The organism is Actinoplanes sp. NPDC023714, assembly GCF_040639855.1.
In the GTDB taxonomy this organism is placed as follows: Bacteria; Actinomycetota; Actinomycetes; order Mycobacteriales; family Micromonosporaceae; genus Actinoplanes.
The window spans coordinates 15559-33554 of sequence record NZ_JBFAAR010000001.1; the positions used below are offsets into that span (position 1 = coordinate 15559).

The 17996-nt window shown below is 70.7% G+C and carries 18 protein-coding genes; 11 read left to right on the forward strand and 7 right to left on the reverse strand.

All coding sequences use genetic code 11. The annotated features are described in order from the left end of the window. The first annotated feature begins 80 nt into the window (after positions 1–80). On the forward strand, positions 81–1919 hold the full coding sequence (locus AB0G10_RS00040) for a glycerol-3-phosphate dehydrogenase/oxidase (protein ID WP_360914060.1): 1839 nt from the start codon (positions 81–83) through the stop codon (positions 1917–1919). Continuing rightward, on the forward strand, positions 1916–2200 hold the full coding sequence (locus AB0G10_RS00045; protein WP_360914063.1) for a DUF4031 domain-containing protein: 285 nt from the start codon (positions 1916–1918) through the stop codon (positions 2198–2200). The genes AB0G10_RS00040 and AB0G10_RS00045 overlap by 4 nt, the downstream gene beginning before the upstream one ends. Here AB0G10_RS00045 and AB0G10_RS00050 read toward each other — a convergent pair. Beyond that, positions 2172–2810 carry a metal-dependent phosphohydrolase gene (locus tag AB0G10_RS00050; protein ID WP_360914066.1) on the reverse strand — a complete coding sequence of 213 codons (639 nt, stop codon included), beginning with the start codon at positions 2808–2810 and terminating at the stop codon, positions 2172–2174. The genes AB0G10_RS00045 and AB0G10_RS00050 overlap by 29 nt on opposite strands. 29 nt (positions 2811–2839) lie before the next feature. Between AB0G10_RS00050 and AB0G10_RS00055 the strand changes: the two genes are divergently transcribed. Continuing rightward, positions 2840–3949 carry an FUSC family protein gene (locus AB0G10_RS00055; protein ID WP_360914069.1) on the forward strand — a complete coding sequence of 370 codons (1110 nt, stop codon included), beginning with the start codon at positions 2840–2842 and terminating at the stop codon, positions 3947–3949. 49 nt (positions 3950–3998) lie between these two features. After that, positions 3999–5606, forward strand: coding sequence for a PrsW family intramembrane metalloprotease (locus AB0G10_RS00060; protein WP_360914072.1), 1608 nt, complete (start codon positions 3999–4001; stop codon positions 5604–5606). Here AB0G10_RS00060 and AB0G10_RS00065 read toward each other — a convergent pair. Then, on the reverse strand, positions 5603–5899 hold the full coding sequence (locus AB0G10_RS00065; RefSeq protein ID WP_360917901.1) for a co-chaperone GroES: 297 nt from the start codon (positions 5897–5899) through the stop codon (positions 5603–5605). The genes AB0G10_RS00060 and AB0G10_RS00065 overlap by 4 nt on opposite strands. Before the next feature lie 169 nt (positions 5900–6068). Here AB0G10_RS00065 and AB0G10_RS00070 point away from each other — a divergent pair, with 169 nt between their 5' ends. Next, the gene (locus AB0G10_RS00070; protein WP_360914075.1) at positions 6069–7313 is read left to right on the forward strand and encodes an AI-2E family transporter; all 1245 of its coding nucleotides are present in this window, start codon (positions 6069–6071) and stop codon (positions 7311–7313) included. 47 nt (positions 7314–7360) lie between these two features. Here the strand turns inward: AB0G10_RS00070 and AB0G10_RS00075 are convergent, their stop codons facing one another. The 5 genes from AB0G10_RS00075 to AB0G10_RS00095 all read right to left on the reverse strand — a co-directional run bounded on the left by AB0G10_RS00075 (position 7361) and on the right by AB0G10_RS00095 (position 10662). Continuing rightward, positions 7361–7696, reverse strand: a complete 336-nt coding sequence (locus AB0G10_RS00075) for a DUF1416 domain-containing protein (protein ID WP_360914078.1) — start codon at positions 7694–7696, stop codon at positions 7361–7363. 2 nt (positions 7697–7698) lie between these two features. Next, a complete protein-coding gene (locus tag AB0G10_RS00080; protein WP_360914081.1) occupies positions 7699–8547 on the reverse strand; it encodes a sulfurtransferase in 849 nt (282 codons plus the stop codon). A 179-nt stretch (positions 8548–8726) separates the two neighbouring features. Further along, a complete protein-coding gene (locus AB0G10_RS00085) occupies positions 8727–8855 on the reverse strand; it encodes an Ms5788A family Cys-rich leader peptide (RefSeq protein ID WP_360914084.1) in 129 nt (42 codons plus the stop codon). Positions 8856–8880: 25 nt separating this feature from the next. Further along, on the reverse strand, positions 8881–9618 hold the full coding sequence (locus AB0G10_RS00090) for a DUF2993 domain-containing protein (RefSeq protein ID WP_360914087.1): 738 nt from the start codon (positions 9616–9618) through the stop codon (positions 8881–8883). A 45-nt stretch (positions 9619–9663) separates the two neighbouring features. Beyond that, positions 9664–10662, reverse strand: a complete 999-nt coding sequence (locus tag AB0G10_RS00095) for a hypothetical protein (RefSeq protein ID WP_360914090.1) — start codon at positions 10660–10662, stop codon at positions 9664–9666. Positions 10663–10897: 235 nt separating this feature from the next. On the opposite strand from AB0G10_RS00095, the gene AB0G10_RS00100 reads away from it, so the two are divergent. The 6 genes from AB0G10_RS00100 (at position 10898) to pstB (ending at position 17780) form a co-directional block, all read left to right on the forward strand. Continuing rightward, positions 10898–11620 (forward strand): response regulator transcription factor, encoded by a 723-nt coding sequence (locus AB0G10_RS00100; protein WP_360914092.1) that lies wholly within the window; start codon positions 10898–10900, stop codon positions 11618–11620. 18 nt (positions 11621–11638) lie between these two features. After that, positions 11639–12511, forward strand: coding sequence for a mycothiol synthase (mshD, locus tag AB0G10_RS00105; protein ID WP_360914095.1), 873 nt, complete (start codon positions 11639–11641; stop codon positions 12509–12511). Positions 12512–13697: 1186 nt separating this feature from the next. Continuing rightward, positions 13698–14792 (forward strand): phosphate ABC transporter substrate-binding protein PstS, encoded by a 1095-nt coding sequence (pstS, locus tag AB0G10_RS00110; protein WP_360914098.1) that lies wholly within the window; start codon positions 13698–13700, stop codon positions 14790–14792. 40 nt (positions 14793–14832) lie between these two features. Beyond that, positions 14833–15909, forward strand: a complete 1077-nt coding sequence (gene pstC / locus AB0G10_RS00115; protein WP_360914101.1) for a phosphate ABC transporter permease subunit PstC — start codon at positions 14833–14835, stop codon at positions 15907–15909. Continuing rightward, a complete protein-coding gene (gene pstA, locus AB0G10_RS00120; RefSeq protein WP_360914104.1) occupies positions 15906–16991 on the forward strand; it encodes a phosphate ABC transporter permease PstA in 1086 nt (361 codons plus the stop codon). The genes pstC and pstA overlap by 4 nt, the downstream gene beginning before the upstream one ends. A 12-nt stretch (positions 16992–17003) precedes the next feature. Further along, positions 17004–17780 carry a phosphate ABC transporter ATP-binding protein PstB gene (gene pstB, locus AB0G10_RS00125; RefSeq protein WP_360914107.1) on the forward strand — a complete coding sequence of 259 codons (777 nt, stop codon included), beginning with the start codon at positions 17004–17006 and terminating at the stop codon, positions 17778–17780. Positions 17781–17996 lie beyond the last annotated feature (216 nt).

A 17996-nucleotide genomic window follows, 5' to 3' on the forward strand; every position in this document is an offset into this window, starting at 1 on the left:
AGGGAGATGCGCCGCGATGCGTACGGGAATGCCTTTTTTCGTCCGCGTGGGGTACACCCGGGGGCGCTAACCTGGGACAGGTGCGTGATCCCTCGGTTTCCCGGAACTCGGCCGGTCGTCTCTCACCCATCCGGCGGACGGCCGACCTGCGCCGGCTCCGTGACGAGCAGTTCGACGTCCTGGTCGTCGGTGGCGGCGTCACCGGCGCCGGCGCCGCGGTGGACGCGGCCTCCCGCGGGCTCAAGGTCGCCCTGGTCGAGGCCCGCGACTTCGCGGCCGGCACGTCGAGCCGCTCCAGCAAGCTGATCCACGGCGGCCTGCGCTACCTGGAACAGCTCGAGCTGCACCTGGTGCACGAGGCGCTGACCGAGCGTGGCCTGCTCGCCACCCGCCTCGCGCCGCACCTGGTGCGCCCGGTGCCGATCCTGGTCCCGCTCCCGTCCGCGAACATCGCCCGGCGAGCCTGGCAGCGGGGCTACTACGGGCTCGGCGTGGCGGCGTACGACGTCTTCGCCGGCGTCTTCGGCCCGGGCCGGGGCATGCCGCTGCACCGCCACCTCACCCGCGACGGCGCCCGCCACCTCTTCCCGAGCCTGCGCGCCGACAAGATCGCCGGCGCGATCCGCTACTTCGACGGCCAGGTCGACGACGCCCGGCTCGTGGTCAACCTGGGCCGGACCGCGGCGAGCCTCGGCGCCGCCGTGGTCACCAGCGCCCGGGTCACCGGCTTCGTCCGGGAGGCCCGCCAGGTCGTCGGCGTCCGGGTCCGCGACCTGGAAGCACCGGGCGCTGAGCCTTCCCGCGGCGGAAAACCCATGCCAAACCACATGAACGAGTTCGAGGTCCGGGCCAAGACGGTGGTCGCCGCGACCGGCGTCTGGAGCGACGACATGTCGCAGATGCTGCGCGACGTCGGCCTGCGCCCGGGCATGAAGGTCCGCGCCTCCAAGGGCGTGCATCTCGTCGTGCCCCGCTCGGCGATCACCGGCGAGGCCGGCCTGATCCTGCGGACCGCCACGAGCGTGCTCTTCGTGATCCCGTGGGGCGGCCACTGGATCATCGGCACCACCGACACCGACTGGCAGCTGGACCGGTCGCACCCGGCGGCCTCGGCCCGCGACATCCGCTACCTGCTCGACCAGGTCAACACGGTCCTCGACCGGCCGCTCACCACCGACGACATCGAGGGCGTCTACGCCGGCCTGCGCCCGCTGCTCTCCGGCGAGGCCGACTCGACGTCGAAGCTGTCCCGCGAGCACGCCGTGGTCGAGCCGATGCTGGGCCTGCTCATGGTCGCCGGCGGGAAATACACGACATACCGGGTGATGGCCGCCGACGTGATCGACCGCGCGGTGCGCCGGCTCGGCGGGCCGGCGCAGCCGTCCCGGACCGATCAGCTGCCGCTGCTCGGGGCGGACGGCTACGCCGCGGCCTGGCGCGACCGGCACGACCTCGCGCGGCGGCACGGCGTCACCGCGGGCGTGGTCGAGCACCTGCTGGAGCGGTACGGGACGATGACCATGCACCTGCTGGCGATGATGTCCGCCGACCCGCAGCTCGCGGCCCCGCTCGCCGGCGCCCCGGAATACCTCGCCGCCGAGGTGGCCTACGCCGCTCTCGCCGAGGGCGCGCTGCACCTCGACGACGTGCTGACCCGGCGCACCCGGATCTCCATCGAGACCACGCACCGCGGCACCGAGTCGGCCGAGCACGCCGCCCAGATCATGGGGGACGCGCTGGGCTGGGACGCCACGGTCCGGCAGAAGGAGGTCGAGCACTACCTGGCCCGGGTCACGGCCGAGCGGCAGTCGCAGACCATGCCCGACGACGCGACCGCCGACGCGGCCCGGATCGGGGTGCCGGACGTGCGCGGGCTGGCCGCCGACCGCCGGGTCGAGCTGCTCGAGATCGATCTTTGATCCTCGTCGACGAACCGCTCTGGCCGGGTCGCGGCTGCCTCTGGTCGCACCTGGTCAGCGACGTGTCGTTCGAGGAGCTGCACGCGTTCGCGGAGATGCTGGGCGCGCCGCCGAGGGCGTTCGACCGGGACCACTACGACATCCCGGAGTTCCGCTTCCGCCCGGCGCTCTGGCTGGGCGCGACCCTGCTGCCGTCCCGGGAGCTGGCCTCCCGGCTCCGGGCGGCGGGCCTGCGCCGCCCGAAGCACCTGGTCAGGCCAGCTCGTCCAGCTCGACTCTGAGGTTGGCCTGCGCCCGCTCCTCCCACTCGTCCCTGATCGGCTGGTGCCGGTAGATCGAGGGGAGCTTCAGCAGCTCGGTCAGCACCTGGCTGCGGCCGGCCCGGAACGCGTCGTCCGGCACGTGCGCGTACTCGCGGCGGATCGCGCTGGTGTAGACGGCGTACCGCTCCGGCTCGGCCGCCAGGATCGCCAGGTCGGCGTCGCAGAGCAGCTCGCCGTCCGGGTCGTCCTCCTCGGTGGCGTGCCCGGCGGTGAGATTGACCAGCCGGGCCACCTCGGCGGCCACCTCCTCCGGGGCGCCGAGGCTGAGCAGCAGGCCCTCGGCGAACTCGGCGCTGTCCCGCTCGTTGGCGTCGCCCAGCGCCCGGGGGTCGTAGACGGCGTCGTGCAGCCAGGCCGCGAGGCGTACCCGGTCGGGGTGCGGCGCCAGGCCGGCGAACCGGTCGACCACGTCCAGGACGGACGCGAGATGGGTCACGTCGTGGTAGTGGCGCTGCGGTTCGGTCCAGCGTCCGAGCAGGTAGTTCGCGGCGGCGTCGAGGTCGGCGTCGCTCGTCGTGGCGCCGGCGCCGCGCGCCGCCGCCCGGAATCGATCGGGCAAAGATGTCACAGTCGCATCCTGGCACGTAGGTTGAACCCATGATCGCCGCTCTGGCCCGCGGGCGTGCGGGTCTGATGCTCGCGCTGCAGGCGGGGCTCGCGGCCGGGCTCGCCTGGTTCGTGGCGCACGACCTGCTCGGGCGGCCGGTCCCGTTCTTCGCCCCGATCGCCGCGGTGATCACCCTCGGCTCCTCGGTGGGCCAGCGGCTGCGGCGGACCACCGAGCTGGTGCTCGGCGTGGCGGTCGGCATCGGGATCGGCGACGGGATCATCCTGCTGATCGGCACCGGTCCGGCGCAGATCGGCCTCATCGTGATGCTGGCCGTGCTGATCGCGACAGCGGTGGGCGGCGGCGCCCCGCTGATCGTGCAGTCGGCCTCCTCGGCGGTCCTGGTCGCCACCCTCACCACGAGCACCGGTCAGCCCTGGTCGCGCTTCCTGGACGCGCTCGTGGGCGGCGGGATCGCGCTGGCGGTGATGAGCCTGCTGCTGCCGCTGAACCCGCTCAGGGTGGTCTCCCGGGCCGCCGATCCGGCACTGCGCGCCTTCACCGGGGGACTGCACGAGGCGGCCGGGGGCCTGGCGGCCCACGACCCGGCGAGGGTCCAGGCCGCGTTGGAGAGTCTGCGAGCCGCCGAGGGTACGTTCGAAGCGTTCCGCTCGGCCATCGAGGCGGCCCGGGAGAACGTGGCGTTCGCGCCGGCGCGGTGGCGGAGCCGCGGGGCGCTGGCCCAGTACGTCGAGGGCGCCGCCCAGCTCACGTACTCGCTGCGGAACGTCCGGGTGCTGATCCGCCGGGCGCAGACCGCGCTGAACGACCAGGAGCCGATCCCGGACGTGCTGCCGGTCGCGATCCGGCACCTGGGCGACGCGGTCGACCTGCTCCGGCAGGAGTGGGACCGGGGCGTCGAGCCGCTCGCGGCCCGGGAGCGCGCGCTGCGCTCGGTGGCCGAGGCGGGCAAGGCCTACCGGGAGGGCGTCGGATATTCGGGTGGCGTCGTGGTGGCGCAGGTCCGCACCGCCGTGGCCGACCTGCTCCGGGCCACCGGCGTCGAGTACGCCGAGGCGACCCGGCAGGTGAGGGACGCGATCGGCTGGTCCGGCAGGCCGCGCGGCGCCCGCCGGCGGCAGCGCCCGAGAAGAACCTGAGAGATCCTCGGGCACGCTTCCCGCGACGCCGGTGACTACGCTGGCTGACATGGCCGACGTCTCGACGCCGGGGTCGCCCGACCCGCAGGCAGCGACCCCTGATCAGAACCGGCCGGAAAGTCCGGAAAGTCCGGAAGTCGGCCCGGTGGTGACGGCTGATCCGGTTCCGCCGTACCCGGAGACCACCGAGGCGATGGCGAGCGCGCCGATCCCGGGCCGCCGGATGGGCTGGCGGCGCTGGCTGCCGGTCACCGCGGTGATCGCGTTGATCGCCTCGGCCGCGATCGGCATGCTCGTCTTCCTCGGCTACTCGATCGGCGTGACCGGCCTCGCCATCGGCCTGACCGCCGCGATCCTGCCCGTCCCGCTGCTGGCCAGCGCGTTCGCCTGGCTCGACCGCTACGAGCCGGAGCCGGTGAAGTACCTGGTCTTCTGCTTCGCCTGGGGCGCGGCCGTGGCGACCGCCGTGGCGCTCGTCGTGAACACCGGCGCGGCCTGGCTCTTCGACAGGATCGGGCTGCCGGACGCGCTCGTCGCCGTGCTGGTGGCGCCGTTCATCGAGGAGTCGATGAAGGTGCTCGGCCCGCTGCTGCTGTTCTGGCGGCGGCGCGGCGAGTGGTCCGGCATCACCGACGGCATCGTCTACTGCGGCCTCTCCGCGCTCGGCTTCGCCATGGTGGAGAACGTCCTCTACCTGGGCGGCCACGGATACGCGGCGGGCGCCGACGAGTACGGCCCGGCCACCGGCCTGCAGAACGTCTTCCTGATCTTCATCGTGCGCATCCTGTTCACCGGCTTCGCGCACCCGCTCTTCACCTCGATGGCCGGCATCGGCCTCGGCATCGCGGCCCGCAGCGCCGACCGGACCACCCGGTGGCTCGCCCCGATCGCCGGCCTGCTCGCCGCGATGATCCTGCACGGCCTGTTCAACCTGCTGCCGACGCTCTCGGCGGCCACCGGCGAGACGCTGATCATGCTGTACGGCTACCTCGGCTTCATGGTGCCGTTCTTCTTCGCGGTCGTCGGCTTCGCGATCGCGCTGCGCAGCTGGGAGGGCCGGCTCGCCGAGCGGGTCCTGCCGCTGTACGTGCGGACCGGCTGGTTCGCACCGCCGGAGGTGGCCTCGCTCGCCAGCCTCGGCCGCCGGCACTCGGCCCGGCAGTGGGCCAAGCGGGTGGCCGGTCCGGCCGGGCACCGGGCCATGAAGAGCTTCCAGTTCGCGGCGACCCGGCTGGCGCTGCTGCGCGACGGGATGCAGCGCGGGCTCGCGCACGACCCGAAGGACGTCGAGAAGACCGTCGCCGAGGAGCGGGAGCTGCTCGCCGCGATCGTCGGGTATAGGTCGGTCTTCGCCGGCCGCGACCCGCAGACGCCGTCGGCCTGGTGGGACGGGGAGAACTACCGGATCACGTTCCCGGACGGCGTGGTGCGCGCGGTCGCCCCGCCGGACGAGCCGGTCATGCCGGTCCCGGTGCGCCTCGCCGCGCCGCCGCCCCCGCCGATGTACTACCCGGGTTACGCGCACCCGCAGCCGGGCTACGGCCCGCCACCTCATCCGCAGAGCCCCTATCCGCAGTCGGCTCCGACGTACCCGATGGGTCCTCCGCCCTTCCCCCAGCAGAACCACCCGCAGAGCGGAGGCTGGCCGCAGGGCTAGAGGTAGAGGCCCGTGCCGTCGGAGGAGACCCGGGTCGCGGCGACGGCGTGCACGTCGCGCTCGCGCAGCAGGACGTAATCCTTGCCGTGCAGCTCGACCTCGGACCGGTCATCGGGGTCGAAGAGCACCCGGTCGCCCACGACGATCGAGCGGACGTTCGGGCCGACGCCGACGGCGGTGGCCCAGGACAGCCGGCGTCCCATCGTGGCGGTGGCGGGGATGACGATGCCCGCGGAGGATCGGCGTTCCCCCTCGCCGCCGTCCTGGCGGACGAGGACGCGGTCGTGCAGCATCCGGATCGGGAGTCCGGCCTCGGTAGCGGTATCGGCGCTCACATCCGCAGACGGTACGCCCGTGACTTCTCCCCCCTCGCCGCCGGGCGGGGCAAGCCATCCGGGCATCAGGGCACTACCGTGATGAACGCGTATCACACAGCGCGCTCAGTGCCGAGGGGGTAGGCGGTTGAACCGCTTGCAGCGAGTCCGGGAGAACTTGAAGAAGGCGTACGACTCCGGCCGGGAACAGGTCCGGACCGCCCGCGACGAGAACGCGGCCACGGAGCCCGACTTCGCACCGCGCCCACCCGAACCGGAGATCGTGCACCACTCCACGAACAGCCGGGACGACGCCGACGTGCCGCAGCCGCTGCGGGTCGCGGCGGCCTGGAGCTGGCGGCTCATCGTGGTCGGCGTGGTCGGCCTCGCGCTGCTGAGGCTGATCGGCATGGTCAGCATCGTGGTGATACCGCTCGCCATCGCGCTGCTGCTCAGCGCCCTGCTCGGCCCGGCCGTCGGCTGGCTGCTGCGGCTCGGGGTGCCGAGCTCGTTCGCCACGTTCCTGGTGCTGATCGGCGGCCTCGCGGCGGTGGTCGGCACGCTGACGCTCGTCGTGAACCAGTTCATCGACGGCCTGCCGAACCTCACCGAGAACGCGAGCGCCGGCGTCCGCCAGATCCAGGACTGGGCGCGGACCGGGCCGCTGCACCTCTCCGACGCCCAGGTCGACCAGGCGATCGACTCGGCGCAGGAGTGGGTGAACTCGAACACCACGCAGCTGACCTCGACCGGCATCGCCACCGCGGCGACCATCGCTGAAGTGGCGACCGGCCTGGTGCTGGTGCTGTTCGCGACGTTCTTCTTCCTCCGCGACGGCCGGAAGATCTTCCGCTTCGTGGTGCGGCTCTTCCCGGTGAACGCGCGCTGGTCGCTCGCGGACGCCGGGGACGCCTCCTGGGCGACCCTGGGAGCCTACGTACGGGCGACGGTGCTCGTGGCCTTCATCGACGCGGTCGGCATCGGGCTGGCCCTGCTGATCCTCGACGTGCCGTTCCCGTTCCCGCTGGCCGCGCTGGTCTTCCTCGGCGCGTTCATCCCGATCGTCGGGGCCAGCGTCTCCGGCGCGGTGGCCGTGCTGGTCGCGCTCGTCGACCAGGGCTGGGTGGTGGCGCTGCTGGTGCTCGGCGCGGTGATCCTGGTGCAGCAGCTGGAGGGGCACGTGCTCCAGCCGCTGATCATGGGCCGGGCCGTGGCCATCCACCCGCTCGCGGTGATCATCGGCATCGCCTGCGGCGTGGTGCTGGCCGGCATCATCGGCGCGCTCGTGGCGGTCCCGCTGATCGCGGTGCTCAACACCGGTGTGCGGCGGCTGTCGCGCCGCCGCCCGGAGGTGCCTCCGGACGCGGTGGTGGTCACTTCCGGCGGTTCGTAGCAGAAGGGGGCGGGATCTCCCGCCCCCTTCTGCGAACAGAGCGTGGGTCAGGCGGTGGCCACGTTGATCGCGACCTCGTTGACGCCGACCGTGGCGTCGACGGCGAGTTCGCCGTTGCCGAAGCGGCTCAGGGCCCGGACGGTCCAGGAGCCGGGAGCGGCGAAGAACCGGAAGACGCCCTCCGGGGAGGAGACGACCTCGGCCGTGAACTCGCCGGAGCCGTCGAGCAGGCGCACGTACGCCCCGCCCACCGGCTCACCCTCGGCGCTGGTCACGACGCCGGTGATGACGGTCTCCCGGGTCAGGTCCACGCTGCTGGGGAGGGGCGCGGACTGATCGGGGGCGGCGCAGCCGGCCGCGACGTTGGCAGCAGGAGAAGTCATGATCAGGCCTTTCCGGGTTCGTCGCCGAGGGCGATCGGAACGCCGATGAGCGAGCCGTACTCGGTCCACGAGCCGTCGTAGTTCTTCACGTTCTCGTGGCCGAGCAGCTCCTTGAGCACGAACCAGCTGTGCGAGGAGCGCTCGCCGATGCGGCAGTACGCGATGGTGTCCTTGCTGCCGTCGAGGCCGGCCTCGCCGTAGATCTTGGCGAGCTCCTCGTCCGACTTGAAGGTGCCGTCCTCGTTGGCGGCCTTGCTCCACGGCACGCTGATCGCGGTCGGGATGTGGCCGGCCCGCTGCGACTGCTCCTGCGGCAGGTGCGCCGGGGCGAGCAGGCGGCCCGCGAACTCGTCGGGGCTGCGCACGTCGACCAGGTTCTTCACGCCGATGGCCTGCACGACCTCGTCGCGGAACGCGCGGATCTCGAGGTCGGGCGCCTTGGCCGTGTAGGTGGTCTTGGCGCGGGTGGGGACGTCCTTGGTGTAGACGCGGGCGTCGAGCTCCCACTTCTTGCGGCCGCCGTCGAGCAGCTTCACGTCGCCGTGGCCGTAGAGCTTGAAGTACCAGTACGCGTAGGCGGCGAACCAGTTGTTGTTGCCGCCGTACAGGATCACGGTGTCGTCGTTGGAGATGCCGCGCTCGGAGAGGAGAGCGCCGAACTGCTCCTGGTTGACGAAGTCGCGGCGGACCGGGTCCTGCAGGTCCTTCTTCCAGTCGATCTTGATGGCGCCCGGGATGTGGCCGCCGTCGTACGCGGTGGTGTCCTCGTCGACCTCGACGAAGACGACGCCCGGCGTGTCCAGGTTCTTCTCGGCCCAGTCGGCCGAAACGAGTGCGGTGTCGCGACTCATCGATTCACTCCCTGATGGTGGGTGATGGGTGAGTCAGCGCACGGAGATGCGGTCGCACTCCGCGCGGACCCATGGTTGAGCTACGGATCACGGGCTGCTTTGTGCGACGGCGCCACTGCCGGGCAGAGAAGAAGTGCCCCGGGCTATCTAGAGGAGGTGCTCAGCACCGAGTGGCCCCGTCAGTTGACAGGGCGACACAGGCACGCGGCCACGCGACACAGGTCGATCGCGCGCCTTTTCGTGAGCAACAGGCTCATGCGCTCGACCATATCAGCGAGCCCAAGGCGCGGAACAGCACCGACCACCATCCGGGATCGGACGATTACCGGGTACTCATCGAGCGCCCGCTGACAGGTTCACGTTCTCGGCGCCCGCCGTGACCCGCAGGCCCTCCGGGAGGACCTGGACCTCGCGGACCACCAGGTTCAGCGGCAGGTCGGGGATCTTCAGATCGTAGGACAGCGCGTCGATCATGCCCTGCAGGAACGGGAAAGCCGGCAGGTCCTTCGACGTGACCTCGGAGAACTTCACCTTCACCGCGTCGTTCTCGACGGTCAGGTTCGTGATGCCGGTCACCTCGATCGGCCGCTGCCCGGGGATCTCCAGCTGCACCGAGGCGAGGAGCCTGCCGTCCTTCTCCTCGAGCTTCAGGCCGTCCTGGTTCACCAGGTCGGTGATCTCGGCGTATCCGATGGTCCCGGCGCCGGCGACCGTCCCCGCGATCACGTCGCCGCCGTTGCGGAGGGTGTCGATGGGCGCGTTCACGTCCCGGGCGCTGATGTCGAGCAGCGACATCCGCACCGTCCCGCCGGCGCCGTCCGGCGCCGCGAAGTCGGGCAGCGCGATCTTCACTTCCTGGTAGTCGCCGGACGCGACCTGGGTGAGGAACGGGAAGCCCTCGATCGTCACGTCGGGCGTGCCGCTCGTGGCGTTCTGCGCGGCGACCTCGCCGGAGACGCGGTTCGCGAGCTCGCGCTCCGCATAGGACTTGCCGACGCGGTCCAGCACGACGGCGCCGCCGATGAGGAGCAGCACCAGGACAACGACGACAGTCAGCAGTCTCCGCCTCATGGTTCTCCTTCATGCCCCGGCCCGGGGTTCGGTGAAACTGCCGTGTCAGGTGAGGTACAGGTGGGCCATCGCGTACGTCGTCGCGGCCACCAGCGCGAACCCGCCGAGCGGGCCCTGCATGTGCCGGGCCAGCCAGAACGTCGGCGCCTCGCCGGCCAGCCGCCGGCCGGCCTCGCCGAAGTTCACCGCGAGGTCGACCAGGATGGCCGCGACCGCCGCGACCAGGCCGACCACCGCGCCCTTCGCCGGCGTGAACGGCAGGACCAGATAGCTGCCGAGCATCGCGGAGGCCAGGGTGCCGACCATCGCGCCGAGCACGATGCCGGTCGCGCCGCGCGGCACCTGGGCCGCGATCCGCGGCTTCGGGAAGACCGCGTCGGTCAGCCGGGAGACGAGCAGGGCGAGGCCGGCGCCGGTGCAGGCGACGAGAATCGCCTGGGTGCCGACCGGCTGCCGGGTCAGGACGATCAGGACCGAGTACGCGACCGCGCCGAACACGATCATGGCGGTCGTACGGTAGGTGTCGCTGATCCTCTGCCGGTCCTCGGATTTGAAGACCTGGCCGATCAGCGCGACGACGGTCCCGGCCGCGCCCACGTAGAGCAGGGGGAGCAGCTCGGCGGTGTCGTCGGTGACCGCCAGGTAGTCGGCCGCGAGCGCGGTCACCGCCGCGATCGCCGCCGTGATCCGCGCGGCCGGCGGCTGGAGGGCCATGATCCAGGCCAGCAGGCCCAGCAGCTGCACCCCGAAGAGCACTATCGCGTACGAGGCCCGGGCGTCCGGGCCGGACGTCGCCGAACCGAGGATCAGGGCGATCGCGAGCAGCGCGGCGAACCCGGCGATGGCGACACTCAGCTTCGGCCGGACCGGGATGATCTCGATTTCTTCGAACTCGTCGTCGGACTCGCTCGAGGGCCGGTCGTCCTCCTCCTCGTCGGGGACGGCGCCGTACATGCCGGCCTTGGGCCGGCCCGGGCTCATCCGTGCGACCTGCTGGGAGGCTTCGGCATCCCAGGGATCGTCCTGCGGCATGGAGGGGAACACGACAGCGATCGTGCCAGACCTGTGTCCGCCATCCCAATTTCGCTTTTCGAAATGGGCCGTTCAGACACCTCGGAGGCGTTCTCTACGTCACTTGCAAACGCGACCCAGGTGCTCGGAGCGCTGCATCGGTTAAGGTAAGCGCAACCCACCCGTCGGTGACGCCGGGCCCCAGTCTCTCCGGTCAGTTCGCAGGACCGGGTCACCCGAGCGGCCTTTCCGCGCCGCGAGGACGGAGGTGAGTGTGGAGATCCTTCTGCTGGTGACGGCACGTGCGGGCGAGCCCTCAGCCGTGCTGCCCGCCCTGGACCTTCTGCCCCACTCAGTACGCACCGCCCCCCGTGACGTGCGCACCCTGGTGTCCGGGCCCAGCCCCGACGCCGTTCTGGTCGACGCGCGTTCCGAGCTCTCCGAGGCGCGTGCGACGTGCCGCATGCTGCACGCCACCGGCATCGGCGTCCCGCTCATCGCGGTCGTCACCGAGGCCGGCCTGATCGCGCTGAACGCCGACTGGGGTGTCGACGACGTCATCCTGGCCAGCGCGGGCCCGGCCGAGGTGGAGGCCCGCCTGCGGCTCTCCGTCGGCCGGATCACGAACGCGACGGCCGGCGCCGGCGGCTCGATCCGGGCCGGCGAGCTCAACATCGACCCCGACACGTACGCGGCGAAGCTCAAGGGCCGCCCGCTCGACCTCACCTACAAGGAGTTCGAGCTGCTGAAGTTCCTCGCCCAGCACCCGGGCCGGGTCTTCACCCGCGACCAGCTCCTCCGCGAGGTCTGGGGCTACGACTACTTCGGCGGCACCCGCACGGTCGACGTGCACGTCCGTCGCCTGCGTGCCAAGCTCGGCTCCGAGTACGAGTCGATGATCGGCACGGTCCGCCAGGTGGGCTACAAGTTCGTGGTCCCGCCGAACGGCCGCCAGCTGCCGGACAACGAGCCCGTCTCGCTCCCGGTCTGACTCTTCTCACTTTTTAGGATGGCGATGGTGCAGCCGGTCCGCGCCGCGGACCGGCTGTCCGCGTCCGAGGTGGACGACGTCCTGGCCCTGGCGGCCGCCGCTTCCGCGGCCGACGGCGTCTACCCGCTCTCCGAGGATGCCGTCCTCCGCCTCCACGGCGCAGGCTCGCACCTCCTCTCCTACGCCGGTGACCGTCTCGCCGGTTACGCCGTCCTCGCCGACGGCTCCGGCGAACTCGTGGTCCACCCGCGGTTCCGCCGCTCCGGCCACGGCACCGCCCTGCTCGCCGCCGCCGGCTCCGGCCCCCTCGCCTTCTGGGCGCACGGCGACGACCCGGGCGCCTCGGCCTTCGCCACCCGCAACGGGTTCCGCCGCGCCCGCGTCCTCTGGCAGATGCGCCGCTCCCTGCTCGAACCCCTCCCGGACATCCCGTTCCCGGACGGCATCACGGTCCGCGCCTTCCGGCCCGGCTCGGACGAGCAGGCCTGGCTCGACATCAACGCGCGCGCCTTCGCCCACCACCCCGAACAGGGCAGGTGGACGCTCGACGACCTGCGGGCCCGCGAGAACGAACCCTGGTTCGACGCGGCCGGCTTCCTCCTGGCCGTTGCCTCCGACGGCTCCCTCGCCGGCTTCCACTGGACGAAGGTCCACCCCGCCTCGCCTCCCGATCCGGCGCTCGGCGAGATCTACGTACTCGGCGTCGACCCGGACGGCCACCGCCGTGGGCTGGGGGCGGCTTTGAGCGTGGCGGGTCTTCGTCACCTGGCGGCCGCCGGCCTGACCGTCTCCAACCTCTATGTGGACGAGTCCAACGAGGGCGCGGTGAAGCTCTACCACGGGCTGGGTTTCCAGGTCCACAAGACCGACATCAGTTACCAGCGCCCCTGAGAGGTCGCCAGTCGTCGGGCTCCGCTCCCACCCCTGCGGCTGGCTGTACCGGAGAGCGACAATTCGGGCACGAGGGCGGCACTGGCGTTCAGCCAGTCCCGGGTGGCTGTACAGGAGAGCGACAAATCGGGCACGAGGGCCGCGCTGGCGTTCAGCCAGTCCCGGGTGGCTGTACAGGAGAGCGACAAATCGGGCGTCGAGACGACAGTGGCGCCCAGCCCAAGGGTGATCACCCGTCCTCGCCGGCGGCGGCTCGGTTGGGCCGGCTGCAGCTTGTTGTTGTGGCGCTCGGCGTGTCGGAGCGATGGGCTGCAGCCTGGTCGGCCATGCGTTCGCTGCGGTTCCGGCAGTGATGAGCCACATCCGGGCGAGGCTCGGCCTGCCGGAGGGTGGATTCGGCGGCCATGGACTGCAGCCGGGTCGCCGTGGCCGTGGCCGCGGCTGTCACGCGACCGGTTCGGGCAGTCATGCGCTGCAGCCGGCCACGCGGGGGCATCCCGGGCTCGAGGGCAACGCCGGCGTCCGGTCGGCCGAAGGCGGCTGTACGGGAGAGCGACAATTCGGGCGCAAGGCCAGCCCTGACGTTCAGCCGGGCACGGGCGGCTGTACGGGAGAGCGACGATTCGGGCGCAAGGCCAGCCCTGACGTTCAGCCGGGCGCGGGCGGCTGTACGGGAGAGCGACAATTCGGGCGCAAGCCCAGCCCTGACGTTCAGCCAAGCACGGGCGGCTGCACGGGAGAGCGACAATTCGGGCGCAAGCCCAGCCCTGACGTTCAGCCAAGCACGGGGCGGCTGAAGCGGGAAGGCGACGATTCCGGCCCGAAGCGCGGCTGCCGAATTCCGGCGGAGACCGGGCCTCACCCCGTACGAAATTGATGCCTTTGATTGGGCACTCTCCGTGAAATGTGACCTGCGTCCCGTAGTTCTCGCAGGTGGATGGTCACGGCGCGGACGCGGGGAAATCTCGCCCAGGTCACGGCCGCCCCGAAATACCGGATATATCGGATGGAGAGCGCGCGGTTCACTTAACGGACAACTGTCGCTCCGGGGATGGCTACCTTCTGGGGTTTACCTGTTCACCCCCAGTTCATTTGCGACCGACTAGCCGTTCTTTTGGCGCTCTTAGCTTTTCGAACGTGAGCCGGTGAGCGACGCCGGCAGCAGAAGAGAACCGAAGGGATCACCGTGAAGCTCCAGCGGTCCGGTTTCGTGGCCGGCATTGCTTTGACTGCGACGATCGCACTCACCGGGTGCGGCTCGGACAACGAGGCGCCGGCGGCGGAAGGCGGCGCCTCGGCCGCCGCCGGCAGCTGCGTCAGCGGCAGCCTGACGGCACAGGGCTCCACCGCCCAGAAGAACGCCATGGACGAGTGGATCAAGGCGTACCAGACCCAGTGTGGCGACGCGAAGGTCGACTACCAGGGCACCGGTTCCGGCGCGGGCATCGAGGCGTTCATCGCCGGCACCGCCGACTTCGCCGGCTCCGACTCCGCCCTGAAGGAGGACGAGCAGCCGCAGGCCGACGCCAAGTGCGTCGGTGGCAAGGCCCTCAACCTCCCGATGGTCATCGGCCCGGTTGCCGTGGTCTACAACGTGCAGGGCGTCGACGGTCTCCAGCTGTCGTCCGCCACCCTCGCGAAGATCTTCTCCGGCACGATCACCAAGTGGAACGACGCCGCCATCGCGGCCGAGAACTCCGGCGCGACCCTCCCGGACGCGACCATCGAGACGGTCCACCGCTCGGACGAGTCGGGCACCACCGACAACTTCACCAAGTACCTGAGCAAGACCGCCGAGGCCGACTGGAAGTACAGCAACGCCAAGGCGTGGAAGGCCCCGGGCGGCACCGGCGCGGCCAAGTCGGACGGTGTGGCTTCCAAGGTCAAGAGCACCCCGAACACCATCTCCTACGTCGAGCTCTCGTTCGCCGAGAACAGCGACCTGCAGAAGGCGAAGATCAAGAACGGCGCCGGCGAGTTCGTCGAGCTGACCGGCGAGTCGGCCGGCAAGACCTTCGAGAACGCCACCGTCAAGGGCACCGACGGCGACCTGGCCCTCGAGCTCGACTACGCCACCACCACCCCGGGCGCGTACCCGATCGTGCTGGTGACCTACGAGATCGCCTGCAGCAAGGGCTCCCCGAAGGCCAAGGAGATCCAGTCCTTCCTGAAGTACACCTCCAGCACCGCCGGCCAGACGGCTCTCGCCGACCTGGGCTACGCGCCGCTGCCGGAGACCCTGCGGGCCAAGGTCGAGACCTCGGTCGCCGCGATCTCCTGACTCATTCGTCAATCCCTCCGAGACGACAGCGAGCGCGCAGATGGGTGACTACCCTTCCCGCTCGGTGCCCAACGCCACCGCCGGCGACCTGGGCGTGACCGACAACGGTCACGTCCGGGGCGCCGGCTCCGGCGCGTCACCGAGCAGCTACCAGGAGCCCCCGCTGGGTGGCGGCACGGCCCTCCCGAAGAAGACCCGGTTCTCGATCGAGACAGGATTCCGTGGCCTGTCCACGGCCGCGGGTGCGATGGTGCTGGTCATCATCGTGGCCATCGCGGTCTTCCTGGTGTCGAAAGCGGTCCCTGCCCTGCAGGCGAACACCGCGAACTTCCTGACCGAGAAGACGTGGTTCCCGAACGACGCCGAGCCGGTCTTCGGTATCGCCGCGCTCGCCTTCGGCACCGTGCTCAGCTCGATCATCGCGCTGATCATCGCGGTGCCGATCGCCCTGGCCATCGCGCTCTTCCTGTCGCACTACGCGCCCAAGCGGCTGGCCACGCCGCTGGGCTTCGTGATCGACCTGCTCGCGGCCGTGCCCAGTGTGGTCTTCGGTCTGTGGGGCCGTGACGTGCTCCAGCAGCCGGTCCGGGACTTCTCGGTCTGGCTGAACGAATACTTCGGCTGGCTGCCGATCTTCGGTGGCGAGGGCCCGTTCGGGCAGTCGATCATGCTTGGTGGCCTGGTGCTGGCGATCATGGTGCTGCCGATCGTCACCTCGCTCTCCCGCGAGGTCTTCCAGCAGACGCCGGGCATGAACGAGGAGGCGGCGCTCGCGCTCGGCGCCACCCGGTGGGAGATGATCCGCACGGCGGTCCTGCCGTACGGAAAGCCCGGTGTCATCGCCGCGGTGATGCTCGGTCTCGGCCGCGCGCTCGGTGAGACCATCGCCCTGGCGCTGACCCTCGGCATCACGTTCAACATCTCGTTCAACCTGATCCAGAACGGCGGCAACTCCATCGCCGCCAACATCGCGAACACCTTCGGCGAGGCCAACGCCACCGGCCGCGGCGCTCTCATCGCCTCCGGTCTGGTGCTCTTCGCGATCACGCTGGTGGTCAACATGACGGCGCGCGCGATCATCTACCGCCGCCGCGAGTTCCGGGACAGTGCCGCATGAGCCTTCTTGAGCGTGAAGCCGCCGGCGTCGTGATGACGCCGGACAACATCCGGACGAAGCAGCTGCCGCTCGGCGTCAACCTCGGTGTCGCGGCCGCCGCGATCCTGGTCTCCGCCGTCGTGGTGCTCGGCACCGGCATCGGCAACTGGGTCCTGGTCGCCGTCATCGCGGTCGCCCTCTACCTGGTCGGCCTCTACTTCGCGGCGAGCCGCGTCGAGGGCAAGCGGTCCGCGAAGAACCGCACCATGAAGTCGCTGATCTACGCGGCCTGCGTGCTCGCGGTGCTGCCGCTCGCGTCGGTGGTGTGGACGCTGGTGTCGAAGGGCGCCGAGCGTCTCGACGGCAACTTCTTCGGCACCTCGATGAACAACATCAGCGCCCGGGACCCGGAGGGGGGCGCGTACCACGCCATCATCGGCACCCTGGAGCAGGTCGGCATCGCCACCCTGATCGCCGTGCCGCTCGGCGTGCTCGGCGCGATCTACCTGGTCGAGTACGGCCGGGGCCGGTTCGCCAACACGGTCCGCTTCTTCGTGGACGTCATGACCGGTATCCCGTCGATCGTCGCGGGTCTGTTCATCCTGTCCTTCTGGGTGCTCATCGTCAGCCCGTGGTTCAACGACGGCAACCCGCGCTTCTCCGGCTTCGCCGCCTCGCTGGCGCTGACCGTGCTGATGCTGCCGACGATCGTCCGGTCGACCGAGGAGATGCTGCGCCTCGTGCCGGGTCCGCTGCGCGAGGGTTCGTACGCGCTCGGCGTCCCGCAGTGGAAGACGATCCTCAAGGTCGTCCTCCCGACCGCCCTCCCCGGCATCGTCACCGGTGTCATGCTGGCCATCGCCCGTGCCGCCGGTGAGACCGCCCCGGTCCTGCTGGTCGCCGGTGGCGCCGCAGCGATCAACTTCGACCCGTTCGCGGGCAACCAGCAGTCACTGGCGCTCTTCGTGTACCAGCAGGCGGGCGACGCCTCCCGGTACGCGCCGGCCCGCGCCTGGACAGCCGCGCTCACCCTGGTGGCGCTGGTGCTGATCCTCACCATCGCCGCCAAGCTGCTCGCCCGTCGCAACAAGCTGTCCCGTTAAGAGGTGTCATCAATGGCCAAGCGCATCGAGGCGAGCAACGTCTCCTCCTACTACGGCTCGTTCAAGGCTATCGACGGCGTCTCGATGACCGTCGAGCCGAAGACCATCACCGCCCTGATCGGCCCGTCCGGCTGCGGCAAGTCGACCTTCCTCCGGTCGATCAACCGCATGCACGAGGTGCTGCCGGGAGCCCGCATCGAGGGCCGGCTCACCATCGACGACCAGAACATCTACGACGCGGACGTCGACGTGACGGCCGTCCGTCGCATGATCGGCATGGTCTTCCAGCGGCCGAACCCGTTCCCGACCATGTCGATCTACGAGAACGCGGTCGCCGGCCTCAAGCTGAACGGCGTCAAGAAGAAGGCCGTCCTCGACGAGGCCGCCGAGAAGTCACTGCGTTCCGCGAACCTCTGGGACGAGGTCAAGGACCGCCTCGACCGTCCCGGCGCCGGCCTCTCCGGCGGTCAGCAGCAGCGACTCTGCATCGCCCGCACGATCGCCGTCGAGCCGCAGGTCGTCCTCATGGACGAGCCCTGCTCCGCCCTCGACCCGATCTCCACGCTGGCGATCGAGGACCTGATGTTCAAGCTGAAGGACCGCTTCACGATCATCATCGTGACCCACAACATGCAGCAGGCGGCCCGCGTCAGCGACAAGACCGGCTTCTTCTCGATCGACAAGACGGGCGACCCCGGCCGCCTCATCGAGTACGACGACACCCAGAAGATCTTCTCGAACCCGAGCCAGAAGAAGACCGAGGACTACATCACCGGCCGCTTCGGCTGATCTCTCACGCGTCGGCACCGGTCCGGGATTTTCCGGGCCGGTGCTTTTGCGTACGAAGATCAGCGGCCGCCCCCGACCGCATCAACGGAGTCCCCGGCCCACAGACCCTGCGGCCCCCTTCCGCCGGCTAACGCCGCCGCCGGCCCCGGCGTGCCGAGCCGGCTGGCTCCGCTTCGCTCCGCTGGGCAAAACGCGTTGCGTGGCTACGCCCTTACC